Raw genomic sequence first — 12,637 nt, forward strand, 5'->3', positions numbered from 1 at the left:
TTTCACACCGCCTCCAAATCTTGTGAGGTACCTTTGATCTGTTGCCTCTGGACGTTTCTAAATTAACTTACTAATACAGTAAGAAATACAACTCAGAGCCCTGATTGCTATGATCGTATGCCACTGCACAAACATCTCGGATCACGATATCCGCGCAGCTATCGACTGGATGCGCACGTCTGATCCTTACGCGGTCATTACACCTGGTAAAATCTACCATGCCCTTGGAAAATCAGCAGATTGTGGCGGGTGCATGCCGCTTTTTCTAGACTCGATGCGCTCCAGCGATAAGTTGGAGGTCCCGATGCAGCTTCGCGCACTTCGCAGCGAGGCAACACAGGAGAATGCAGATGAAGGGCGACCCCAAGGTCATAGAATATCTCAACAAATCTCTGCGGCATGAACTGACGGCGGTCAGCCAGTATTGGCTGCATTACCGCCTGCAAGAGGATTGGGGCCTCGGCCACATGGCCAAGAAAAGCCGCGAAGAATCCATCGAAGAAATGGGGCACGCGGACAAGCTGATCGAGCGAATCATTTTCCTGGGCGGTCACCCGAACTTGCAACAACTTGACCCGTTGCGCATTGGCCAGACCCCAAAAGAGACGTTGGAATGTGATCTGGCCGCAGAGGTCGACGCCCGGGCCTTGTACAAGGAAGCGCGCGAATACTGTCAGAGCGCTGGCGACTACGTCACTATGTCTCTGTTTGAAGGATTGCTGGCGGATGAGGAAGGGCATATCGATTTCCTCGAAACGCAGCTGGACCTGTACGAAAGGATTGGCGAAGCCAATTATGCGCAACTCAACGCATCGAAAATGGACGAAGGCGAGTAAGCTTGCCCTTTTGCCGGTGGCCGCGCTTGCGGCTACCCAATCCCTGTCGGCAGAGCTGCGGGATCTTCACCTCAACTACCTTCCCAGAACTGAAGACGAACATGCAAGGATTGCGCGGGTTACCGCCGCACCTGTCGAATTCAGCGCGCCTCAGCGCTTTGAAGAGCTGCCAGGTGGGGCCGCAACTGTCCGCGCGCGCATCGACGCAGATGCGTTCTCGCAGCCCTCAGGCAACCTGAGTTTCGAGCAGGAGCTGGACTTCAAAGTCGGCAACGGCCTGTTCAAGAAGATCTGGGTGTCTTCCCCGTCTTCCACGTTGGCCTCAGATGGGTTGGGGCCGCTATATAACGCACGATCCTGTCAACGCTGTCACATCAAAGACGGGCGTGGGCATACTCCCAACGGCCCCGATGATAACGCAATTTCGATGTTCCTGCGCGTGTCTATCCCCGGAACCCCCGAGGACGGATACGCCGAGATCGAAGACTACTTCGCCACCCGTCCCGAACCGAATTACGGCAGGCAAATGCAGGATCTGGCCCTTCCCGGCCACCCGGCAGAGTACCGGCTTGATATCACTTACGAAGACGTTCCCGTCACTTTGTCGGATGGGGAAGTCGTCACTTTGCGGCGTCCTACGTACGAAGCTGCCGATCTGGGTTATGGCCCTTTGCATCCTGACGCGATGATCAGCCCCCGCGTGGCTCCGCAGATGATCGGCCTGGGCTTGCTCGAGGCGATCCCGGTACAAGACCTACTGTCGAATGCGGACCCGGAAGATGAGGATGGCGACGGAATATCCGGCCGGCCTAACATCGTATGGGCAGTTGAATATGGCGCGCCGATGATGGGCCGGTTTGGTCATAAGGCGGGCATGCCCACGATCATGGAGCAATCCGCTGCAGCCTTTGCCGGTGATATCGGCATTTCCAGCCCCCTCTATCCGGCTGCGCACGGCGATTGCACGGCGGCGCAGGTGGATTGCGTAAACGCTCCACACGGCGATGGCGACGACCGGACCTTTGAAATTGATCAGGTCGGCATGGATCTGGTCGCGTTCTACAGCCGCAATCTGGGTGTACCGGCCCGCCGCGATTTGGACGATCCTCAGGTGTTGCGCGGCAAGCAGGTGTTCCATGACACCGGCTGTGCATCCTGCCACACGCCCTCTTTCGTGACACATCGCATGGAAGACCGCCCCGAGCATAGTTTTCAGCTGATCTGGCCCTATTCGGACCTGCTGCTGCACGACATGGGCGAAGCGCTTGCCGATAACCGGCCCGAGGCCCGCGCCACGGGTCGTGAATGGCGGACACCACCACTTTGGGGGATCGGACTGACCCAACAGGTATCGGGCCATACGCAGTTTCTGCATGATGGGCGGGCGCAATCGTTGCTCGAGGCGATCCTGTGGCACGGCGGTGAGGCGCAGACAGCGCGTGACGCCGTCGTCGGGATGCCAAAGCCTGACCGCGATGCCCTTATCCGTTTTCTGGAAAGCCTTTGACCCATGCGCGCCTTCGTACTTGCTCTTTCCCTGACATTGCCTCTGGGCGCCAACGCACAAGATCGTGGGCCGATCCTGTCCGACGCCATCGAGGCTCATATCCTACCTGGCTATACCGCCCTGTCAGATTCCACCAATGCTTTGGCTAATGCTGCACGGGCGGATTGTGACCCGAACTCGACCCCGCTTCGCACTGCATACCACGCGGCGTTTGACGATTGGATTTCGGTTAGTCATCTGCGCTTTGGCCCATCCGAAGCCGAGGACCGCGCCTTTGCGTTGGCGTTTTGGCCCGATACCAAGGGATTCACCCCCAAAGCCCTGTCCGGCCTGATTTCTGCTGAGGATACAGCCATTCAAACCCCGGATGCCTTTGCGGAAACCTCCGTGGCCGGACGCGGTTTTTTCGCGCTGGAACTGATGCTCTACGATCCACGGTTCACCGATCTGGGCAGCGCCGAGTATCGCTGCGCACTGATGCAGGCCATAACCGCAGACATCAACCGCAATGCCGGGGCAATTGATGCAGACTGGGCGGACTACGCACGCGCATTGGCAAGCCCGGGTGAGAACAGTCCATACCGGTCTGAAGACGAAGCCATGCAAGAGCTTTACAAGGCCCTGACGACCGGTCTGGAATTCACCGCCGAAACCCGCCTTGGTCGCCCAATGGGAAGTTTCGATCTCCCCCGCCCCAAACGCGCCGAGGCGCGGCGTTCAGAACGTTCGTTGCGCCATGTGGAGTTGTCTTTGATCGCCCTGCGTGACCTTGCCGCGCGTCTGTCGGCAGATCACCCGGACATCGCCGCCGATCTGGATGACGCATTCGCCGCCGCCATCGATCGGGCGCAGTCGCTGTACGATCCGGCATTTGCCGGGGTGGCAACCCCACAGGGAAGATTCCGCGTTGAGGCGCTGCAACAATCCATCAACGATATCCGCGCCATTGCCTCGACCGAGCTTGGCCCCACGCTGGGCATCAATGCCGGGTTCAACTCACTGGACGGGGATTGAACCGTGAAAAGCCGTCGAAGCTTTCTCGCTGGGTTGGCTGCTGCCAGCCTTGCGCCCTTACGTGGATGGTCCGCTGTCGGCGCACCGGATTATCTGGCCGCCGCACTGTTCCCGGATGGGACTTTTCGGCTGGCCGGGTTGGATATGGGCGGTGACATCCTGTTTTCTCTGCCGTTGCCCGCGCGCGGGCACGCGGCGGCGGCGCATCCCCACCACGCGCAAGCGGTGGCTTTTGCACGCCGTCCGGGAACATTTGCAATCATCATCGACTGCGCGACCGGCACACAGACCGCTGTGTTAGAAGCCCCAAAAGGCCGCCATTTCTATGGGCATGGCGTGTTCTCAACCGATGGAACGCGGCTGTTCACCACCGAAAACGATTATGAGACCGGTCAGGGCGTGATTGGTGTCTGGAACACAGATGACTACACACGAATTGGCGAGTTCGCTTCGGGCGGTGTCGGTCCCCATGACATGCGTCTCATGCCAGATGGTCGCACATTGGTTGTGGCAAATGGCGGGATCGAAACCCACCCAGAAACAGGAAGAACCAAGCTCAACCTGCCTGTGATGCAACCGCGCCTGACCTATCTGGACCAAAATGGCGGGGTTCTCGAGCAGGTAGAACTGCCACAAAAGCTTCACAAAAACTCGATCCGCCATTTGGCCGTGCGACCTGACGGTTTGATCGGGTTCGCGATGCAATGGCAAGGCGATACATCGCAACACCCTCCCCTCTTGGGTTTGCATCGCCGTGGCGAAAAGCCCCTGCTACTCAGAGCGCCCGACGCTGACCAAAGCACGTTGCAGGGATATGCGGGCAGCATCGCCTTTTCCGGTGCAGGCGAAACAGTCGCTATCACCTGCCCCCGCGGCAATGCCGTGCACCGTTTTCGGGTCGCGGACGGACAGCTTGATGGCGTCTTCCTGCACGAGGATGTTTGCGGCCTTGGCACCGCATCAAACGGGTTTGTGTTCACAACCGGGACTGGAGTCATCGGGCAATTGTCCACAAACAAGGCCCAAATATCCAACCGGGCTGATTGCCAATGGGACAACCATTTGATCCCAATTCGCACAGCTGCATGAATTCGGAAAATTCCGCCTCATAGATTACACTTGGAAGAATCATATAGCTGCCGTATTGGCGGGCGCGAAACTGGCACCCTGACTTACAAGGACTGACTTGATTGAAACACACGCCCGACGCACCGCATTCCATCTACGGAGTTGAGAAATGGGGCAAAGGTCTCATTGAGGTGACGGAGCAGGGCGAAATCGGTCTGCGCAATCCGATGGCCCCCGAGGCCGAAGCGATCAGCTTACCGGGTATTCTCAGTGATCTGGATGAACGCGGCATCAAAGCGCCGATGATACTGCGCGTCAGTTCTTATCTGGAACACGAGATTGTCCACATTAACGAGAGCTTTCGCGATGCGATTGCACGCACCGGCTACAAGGGCAGCTATCGCGGTGTTTTCCCGATCAAGGTGAACCAGCAAGCGCAGGTGGTCGACCGGATTGTCGAGTTCGGCAAGAAATACAATTATGGGCTTGAGGCCGGATCCAAACCCGAACTGGTGGTCGCGCTGGCGCACCGTCTCGCCCCCGAGGCGTTGATTGTCTGCAACGGCGTCAAAGATGCCGAATTCATTCAGTTGGCCATCCTCAGCCGCAAGATTGGGTTCAACACGGTCATTGTGTTGGAAAGCCCGAAAGAGGCTGACACGGTGATCCAGGTCTATAACGAACTGGGCATCGAACCCCTGATCGGTGTGCGGGTCAAACTGACCAACCAGATCAGCGGTAAGTGGGAGGAAAGTTCGGGCGACCGGTCCGCCTTTGGTATGAACACCGATCAGCTGGTCGCCACGGTGGATAAGCTGAAAGCGGCGGGCCTGCTGCATTGCCTAAAACTACAGCACTCACACCTTGGTTCGCAGGTGCAGGACGTCAACGATGTGCGCCGCGCGGTGGGCGAAGCCTGCCGGTATTACACCGAACTGACGCGCGAAAGCGTGCCGCTCACCCATCTGGACCTCGGCGGCGGTATGGGCGTGGATTACACAGGTGAGAAGAAGGCCGCCGAGAACTCGATCAACTACACGGTCGAGGAGTACTGCGCCAATGTTGTCGAGACCGTCGCCTACGCGATGGATGAGGCAGAAGTGAACCACCCTACGTTGGTTACCGAAAGCGGCCGCGCCGTGGTGGCGACATCGTCGATGCTGGTGTTCAACGTGCTGGAAAGCACGCTTTACGATGCGCCCAACGGCCCAGAGGTCGAAGCGGACGATCACCATCTGGTCTCAGATCTTGCGGCGATCAACGGCTATCTCAGCAGCGACCGACTGCAGGAATGCTGGAACGACGCGAATTTCTACCGCAACGAACTGCGCGCGCTGTTCCGCCGCGGCTATGTGGACCTGCGCCAGATGGCCCGCGCCGAACGGATCTATCTGTCGCTGATGGCCCGTCTCAAGGCACTGGCCGCAAGCGACGATCTGGACACGGATGTCGATGATCAGCTTGAGAAAGTGGCCGATATCTATCACTGCAACTTCTCGCTGTTCCAGTCGCTGCCTGATGTCTGGGCGATCGACCAGTTACACCCAATTGTGCCCCTGCAGGGCCTGAACCAAACGCCTGATCGTCGCGCGGTTCTCTCCGATATCACTTGCGACAGCGACGGGAAGATTGACCAGTTCATCCTGGCCGACGGTGTCTCGCCCAGCCTGCCTGTGCACTCCCTGCCCGAAGATCGGGAATACCTCATGGGTGTTTTCTTTGTCGGGGCCTATCAGGAAACACTGGGCGATTTGCACAACCTGTTCGGCGACACGAACGTCGTTACCATCGACCTGCGCGCGGACGGCGGCTTTGACCTGCTGCACGAGCAAGAGGGCGACACGATCAGCCAGGTTCTGTCGTATGTCGAGTTCGACCCCAACGATTGTGTCGCCGCGTTCCGCAAAATGGTGGACGAGGCGATCTCGACCGGTACTCTGATGGCCAAGGACCGCAAAACCCTGATGAGCGCCTATCGCGACTCCATCAACGGCTACACCTATTACGAATAACTCCAGAGAGGAGATGACCCCCATGGGAACTTTGAGTGGCAAAACACTGGTTGTCGGCGCAGGCGGCGTATCGCACGCGGCCGTGCACAAGATGGCAATGAATTCGGATATCTTTACCGAAATCACATTAGCCAGCCGCACGAAATCGAAATGCGACGCCATCGCCAAGGCAGTGAAAGATCGCGTGGGCGTTGACATCGCCACGGCGGAGCTGGACGCCTATAAGGTCGAAGATACCGTCAAGTTGATCAAGGAAACCGGGGCCGAACTGCTGGTGAACCTCGCCCTGCCCTATCAGGATCTGGTGCTGATGGATGCGTGTCTTGAGGCGGGCATTCATTATCTCGACACTGCGAACTATGAACCCGAAGATGTGGCCAAGTTCGAATACCACTGGCAATGGGCTTATCAGGACCGGTTCAAAGAGGCAGGCCTGACCGCCATCCTCGGCTCGGGCTTCGATCCGGGTGTAACCAGCGTGTTCGCCAAATGGCTGAAGAAACACAAGCTGGACACCATTCGCCAGATCGACGTTCTGGATGCCAATGGCGGCTCGAACGATCAGGAATTCGCCACCAACTTCAACCCGGAAATCAACCTGCGCGAAGTGCTGGCCGAAGTGCGCCACTGGGAAAACGGCGCATGGCATACCAGCCCGGCGATGACCACAAAGGTCGAATACGATTTCCCCGCCATCGGCCAAAAAAACATGTACCAGATGTATCACGAGGAATTGGAGTCGCTTACGACCCACTTCCCCGAGATTGAGCGTGCCCGCTTCTGGATGACATTCGGCGACGCCTACATCACCCACGCCAAGGTGCTGGAAAATGTCGGCATGACTCGCATCGACCCGGTGATGCATGACGGCAAGGAAATCATCCCGATCCAGTTCCTGAAAACTCTGCTGCCCGATCCCGGCGATCTGGGTGCCGAAACTAAAGGCAAAGCCTGCATCGGTGACATCGCCACGGGTCAGGCCAAGGACGGCTCGGGCGAGAAGACCTATTACATCTACAACATCTGCGACCACGAAGAATGCTACGCAGAAGTCGGCAGCCAAGCCGTCAGCTACACCACGGGCGTCCCCGCCATGATCGGTGCGGCGCAGGTGCTGAAAGGCAACTGGTCCGAGCCCGGCGTATGGAACATGGAACAGCTGGATCCGGACAACTTCATGGACATGCTGAACGAGCACGGTCTGCCGTGGCAGGTCCACGAACTCGACGGTCCGGTCGAGTTCTAACTTCATCTTTTCCAAAATATTCCGGGGGTCCGGGGGCAGAGCCTCCGGCCTCTCCACAATTCGGAGGCGCCGGACATGTCCGACATGATGACCACACAGGCCGGAGACGCAGGAGCCTTTCGCAGCTTTGACCTGAGCCGCGTGCCAAGCCCCTGCTTCGTGGTTGATGAAAAGGCCGTCGAGCGGAACCTGACCATTCTCTCCGACATTGGAACCCGATCCGGCGCACATGTGCTGAGCGCGCTCAAGGCATTCTCGATGTTCTCGCTTGCCCCGCTTGTTCGCCTACATCTCGGCGGCACATGCGCGTCCGGCATTTTCGAAGCACGGCTGGGTCGCGAAGAATATGGTGGCGAGGTCGCGACCTTCTGCGCCGGCTACAAGGACGCAGACATCGATGAAATTCTGTCGTTGTCCGATCACATCATATTCAACTCACCAGCGCAAAAAGACCGGTTTCTTGCCAAAGCTCGGAACGCTGGCGTTCAGGTTGGTCTGCGCATCAACCCGGAACATTCCGAAGGTGAGATCCCCAAATATGACCCCTGTGCGCCCTGCTCTCGCCTTGGCACCCCAATCAGTCAGTTGACGACCGACGAATTGACCGGGGTTGATGGCCTGCACATGCACACGCTCTGCGAACAAGGGTTCGCGCCATTGCAGCGCACTTGGCAGGCGGTCCTGCCAAAACTCAAGCCCTTCCTCGGCCAACTCAAATGGCTGAACTTTGGCGGCGGTCATCATATCACGCGCGACGACTATGACCGCGACGGGCTGGTGGCTTTCATCCGGGACATCCGCGAGAAATACGGCATCGATGTCTATCTCGAACCCGGTGAGGCGGTCGCGTTGGACGTAGGTATCTTGGTCGGCGAAATTCTCGACCTGCCCACCAATGGCATGAACCTTGCAATCACCGATATCTCGGCCACATGCCACATGCCTGACGTGATCGAAGCCCCCTATCGCCCCGCCCTAATGGATGAGGCCGAAGCAGGCCATACTTACCGTCTGGGCGGCCCCTCCTGTCTGGCCGGTGATGTGATCGGGGATTACACATGGGATCAGTCACTGGAAATCGGCCAACGCTTTGCCTTCCTGGATCAGGCCCACTATTCGATGGTCAAGACCAACACATTCAATGGCGTACCGCTGCCTACCATCGCGCTGTGGAACAGTGAAACGGACGAGCTGAAGATCATCAAGCAGTTCGGCTATGACGACTTTAAGGACAGACTTTCATGAGCATTTTCCTCGACAGTGAACTGACCGAAGCCGAGCGGACTGAAGATGCCCGCTTTCGCGTGATCCCTGTGCCGCTGGAGCGCACGGTCTCTTACGGCTCGGGCACGGCCAAAGGGCCTGATGCCATCATCGAGGCCAGCAATGAGCTGGAACGCATTACCGGACATGCTGAACCATGCGTCGAGGGGATCTTCACCGAAGAACCAGTGGATTGCGATGCTTCGCTTGCTGAGATCATGAACCGCCTTTCCCAGCGCACCGAAGCCGCTGTTCGCGCGGGCAAGGTTCCGGTGACTTTGGGCGGAGAGCATTCCCTCAGTTACGGTGCCGTCATGGGAGTGGCGCGCGCATTAGGTCAACCAATCGGCATCGTTCAGATCGACGCCCATGCTGACCTGCGCAACGCCTATCAGGGGGAAAAACACAGCCATGCCTCAGTCATGCATCTGCTGGCCGAGGAAGGCGTTCGATTGGCTCAGTTCGGCGTCCGTGCCTTTTCGACTGAAGAGGCGCAGAGCCGCCTGAAAAACCACATCTTCCACGTGGATGCAGAAGATCTGGTCACAGGCAATATCCATGCCGTCGACCTGCCAGAGGATTTCCCCGAGCTGGTCTATGTCAGTTTCGATGTCGACGGGCTGGACCCGGCAATCATGCCCGCCACCGGAACTCCGGTGCCGGGTGGCCTTGGATATTATCAGGCGCTACGGCTGGTAGAACACACCCTGAAAGGCCGCAAATGCGTAGGCTTCGACGTGGTCGAACTGGCCCCGAACGGCAATGCCGCCTGGGACTTCACCGCCGCGCAGATCGTTTATCGCCTGATGGCTGCCTGTTAACCCTCGGACGTTTCGTTCAGTTCCATATGGCCTTCGCCCTTGTTCAGGACGCGGCGCAGCATGGGTTCAAAGAACTCAAGCGGTTTGGTCGGATACTCGGGATCAAACGCCTTCTGATCGTATTCATGGCAGAAGTAACGGCAGTCCTCCCAATAGGGGCTGTCACGGTACTTGTCGCGGGCGTTGCGATCACCACCCAGGTGGTGATTGTAGTAATAGCCTTGGAACACGCAGTGGTGTTTTAGTATCCAGTGGGTTTTCTCGCTGACATAAGGTTTCATCATCGCTGCCGACAGCTCACCGTGGTTATACGGTGACAGAATATCTCCGGTGTCATGGATCAGTGCCGCGACCACCAGTTCTTCATCCGCACCATCCTCATGGGCACGCGTCGCGGCCTGAAGGCTGTGCTGGTAACGATTGACTGGGTATGGGGTCCACGCTTCGTCCAGGGAGCGGATCGCGTCCAGGATTCGGTCAGGAAGGGCAGCGTTGAACGCCTCTTCATACTCCATGACGGCGTCCCAATCGGCTTTGGTCGCCTCTTCAAAACTGGTCCAGGTGGGTTTGTGGCTTTTGTCCAGCATGATGTTTCCTCTGGCTGATCTGCTACGGCCAGCATATCCGAAGGCAACAGCTGAAAAAAATGAATTGATTTTATCACTTCGATCAAAAAATACTTTCGACATGCAAATCAAAGCCCTTGAGACATTTCTGTGCGTTGCAGACACCGGTGGCTTCCATGCCGCCGCACGACACCTCAACATCACTCAGACAGCGGTCAGCGCCCGTATCAAACTGATCGAAGAGGAAACCGGAAAGCCCCTGTTCACTCGGGGCGCAGGCGGCACCAACCTGACAGAATTCGGACGGCAGTTTAGACCCTATGCCGAGCAGATGTTGTCATTGTGGTCCTTCGCCTCTCGTGACCTTCCGGGGCAGACACCGCACCGGATCGCCCTTCGCCTTGGTGCACAGCTCAGCGTTTGGGACCCATTACTGGTCGATCTGGCCGTTCGCTATGAACAACGCCATGGCCAGCTATTGCTGACCCTGAACTACGATCATGACCTCAACATGGTCGAGGCCGTGGCGACGCATGTATTGGATGCCGCACTGACCCACGAAAAACCATCCGATCGGCGCGTTCTATATCACGAACTGGCACCGGAACGTTTATTGTTGGTCGAAACCCTGGGCGCGGGCAAAGACCCAGTTTTCGTAAATCTCGAGTTAGGCGAAGTTTATCAGGACCACGTGCGGTCAGCAGCGCGCAAAGCAGCAGAACAAACGCTTTTTTTGGGCAATTGCATGATGGGCCTGCGGTATGTTTTGCAGCGCGGCGGCACGGGGTACTTCCCCGAATATGTTATTCGGGATCAATTGAACGAAGGCACCTTGGTGCCGGTTGCCGAAGCGATAGACCTGATGTTGCCGCTTTATCTGGTGACCCGGCGAGACAGCGAAGCCTTCGACGACGTGGTGGCCTGCCTGACCGAACTGCGTGCGGCGGATTAAGCTTGAGACAAGGCTCCATTCGCCCCCCGCGATCGGGTGCGCAGCAATGGCCGCCCGGCGATCAACAGGAACACGCATGAAATCAAGACGCCGACAATCGCCGGAAGATAAAGCAAAATCCACAGGTTTGGATCATCAATCACGACCGGGGACACAAAGCCCCGGACCCCCTCCAACAGGACCAAAATCGTGAAAGCTCCGAATATCTGTGGCCACAGCCCAAAGCGCGAAAAACTGCCCAGCATCAGCGTTGAAAAACCAGCCATCGCCACCGCGATACAAATGGCGATCCATGAAAAACGCTGATGCAGCTCTTCGATCAGTTCCCCTTCCGAGAACTGCTCGGTCGCAAGAATACTTTCCCGGCCCTGCAACAACTCGAGCGTTGGGATCGCCTCAAGACTGCGCATGGCGTTGGTGTCTGAATTTGTGAGTTCCGAGATGTCATAAGAGGCATCCGCAAAAAGTGTCGAAGACAGCGTCCTGCCTTCCGGGTTCAGGCGCAATGCGATCCCGTCCACCATCACCAGATGAATGCCGGTGCCATTGTTGACCAGATAGGCCGTCTTGCTGGAATAGCTGACCGGGCTCTCTTCATCCCGACGATCCGAGACAAAAACCTCGGACAGCGTGCCATCCAAATCAATTTTCCCAATGTAGACCGTAACGCCTTGCGCGGGGTGCAGAAATTCACCCTCATTTAAAAGCTGGGCAGTGACGTCTCCGGCAACCTCGGCCTGGCGCTGCTCTAGCTGCTCCACCGATGCAGGGCGCAGAATGACACTGATCGCGGCCATCATCAGACCGGTCAGGATGCCGAATACGAACACTGGGCGCGCTAATCTCCAAGGGCTGGTCCCTGTGGCCAGCATCACCGTCATCTCGCTTTCGCGGCTCAGGCGGTTGGTGGCATAGACAGCGGCGGCAAAAACCGCCATTGGCATCACGGTGCGGATAAGGGTCGGCAACGTCAGTGCGGTGAATTCCAGAAACACCATCGCGGGTTGGCCGCCGCTGATCACCCGGTCAAATAGGCTGACGGAACGGGTAATCCAGAACACACCCACCAGAACCAGGGTAAAAAAGCCGAACAGAATCAGCAGCTGCCGCAGGAAGTAACCATCAAAACGCGACATGAACCCTCTTCCGCCTGTCTGTTGTGGGCAGGACCATAGGCCATTCCAAAGGCGCAGGAAACCGGATTGATCGAATTGCGCGGCACCTGGCTAAACCAATGTTAACCCCATCTAAACCCCAGGTTCAACACAGCCGCCAATCTGAGTGGAATGAACAACCGAACACGCGATGGAGGAGAATATGATGGCCCACGCAGACTTCATCACCGAAATGGG

12 protein-coding genes are annotated in these 12,637 nt (G+C 57.6%); 10 read left to right on the top strand and 2 right to left on the bottom strand.

The features are described from left to right. Positions 1–109: 109 nt before the first annotated feature. The 9 genes from AC2FFP_RS03360 (at position 110) to speB (ending at position 9,767) form a co-directional block, all read left to right on the top strand. Complete coding sequence (locus tag AC2FFP_RS03360) at positions 110–403, top strand: (2Fe-2S)-binding protein (RefSeq protein ID WP_496768865.1); 294 nt, start codon at positions 110–112, stop codon at positions 401–403. Further along, entirely contained in the window at positions 351–836 is a 486-nt protein-coding gene (gene bfr, locus AC2FFP_RS03365; RefSeq protein ID WP_496768867.1) for a bacterioferritin, read from the top strand. Before AC2FFP_RS03360 ends, bfr begins: the two co-directional genes overlap by 53 nt. Then, complete coding sequence (locus tag AC2FFP_RS03370; protein ID WP_496880706.1) at positions 796–2,343, top strand: di-heme oxidoreductase family protein; 1,548 nt, start codon at positions 796–798, stop codon at positions 2,341–2,343. The genes bfr and AC2FFP_RS03370 overlap by 41 nt, the downstream gene beginning before the upstream one ends. Positions 2,344–2,346: 3 nt before the next feature. Beyond that, positions 2,347–3,357 (top strand): imelysin family protein, encoded by a 1,011-nt coding sequence (locus AC2FFP_RS03375; RefSeq protein ID WP_496880707.1) that lies wholly within the window; start codon positions 2,347–2,349, stop codon positions 3,355–3,357. 3 nt (positions 3,358–3,360) lie between these two features. After that, positions 3,361–4,446 carry a DUF1513 domain-containing protein gene (locus tag AC2FFP_RS03380; protein WP_496880708.1) on the top strand — a complete coding sequence of 362 codons (1,086 nt, stop codon included), beginning with the start codon at positions 3,361–3,363 and terminating at the stop codon, positions 4,444–4,446. Between the two features lie 101 nt (positions 4,447–4,547). Beyond that, the gene (gene speA / locus AC2FFP_RS03385) at positions 4,548–6,437 is read left to right on the top strand and encodes a biosynthetic arginine decarboxylase (protein WP_496843753.1); all 1,890 of its coding nucleotides are present in this window, start codon (positions 4,548–4,550) and stop codon (positions 6,435–6,437) included. Between the two features lie 22 nt (positions 6,438–6,459). Then, a complete protein-coding gene (locus AC2FFP_RS03390) occupies positions 6,460–7,683 on the top strand; it encodes a saccharopine dehydrogenase family protein (protein WP_472722978.1) in 1,224 nt (407 codons plus the stop codon). 75 nt (positions 7,684–7,758) lie between these two features. Continuing rightward, on the top strand, positions 7,759–8,928 hold the full coding sequence (gene nspC / locus AC2FFP_RS03395) for a carboxynorspermidine decarboxylase (RefSeq protein ID WP_496880709.1): 1,170 nt from the start codon (positions 7,759–7,761) through the stop codon (positions 8,926–8,928). Next, positions 8,925–9,767 (top strand): agmatinase, encoded by an 843-nt coding sequence (speB, locus tag AC2FFP_RS03400; protein WP_496768880.1) that lies wholly within the window; start codon positions 8,925–8,927, stop codon positions 9,765–9,767. Before nspC ends, speB begins: the two co-directional genes overlap by 4 nt. On the opposite strand, the gene AC2FFP_RS03405 is transcribed toward speB, so the two are convergent. After that, positions 9,764–10,354 (bottom strand): HD domain-containing protein, encoded by a 591-nt coding sequence (locus AC2FFP_RS03405; RefSeq protein WP_058275703.1) that lies wholly within the window; start codon positions 10,352–10,354, stop codon positions 9,764–9,766. The genes speB and AC2FFP_RS03405 overlap by 4 nt on opposite strands. Before the next feature lie 100 nt (positions 10,355–10,454). On the opposite strand from AC2FFP_RS03405, the gene AC2FFP_RS03410 reads away from it, so the two are divergent. After that, positions 10,455–11,285 (top strand): LysR family transcriptional regulator, encoded by an 831-nt coding sequence (locus AC2FFP_RS03410; protein WP_496768883.1) that lies wholly within the window; start codon positions 10,455–10,457, stop codon positions 11,283–11,285. On the opposite strand, the gene lptF is transcribed toward AC2FFP_RS03410, so the two are convergent. Beyond that, complete coding sequence (gene lptF / locus AC2FFP_RS03415) at positions 11,282–12,421, bottom strand: LPS export ABC transporter permease LptF (RefSeq protein ID WP_496768885.1); 1,140 nt, start codon at positions 12,419–12,421, stop codon at positions 11,282–11,284. The two genes, AC2FFP_RS03410 and lptF, sit on opposite strands and share 4 nt — an antisense overlap. Positions 12,422–12,637: the final 216 nt, after the last annotated feature.

The sequence above is a fragment of the Ruegeria sp. YTSC004 genome, from assembly GCF_059609805.1.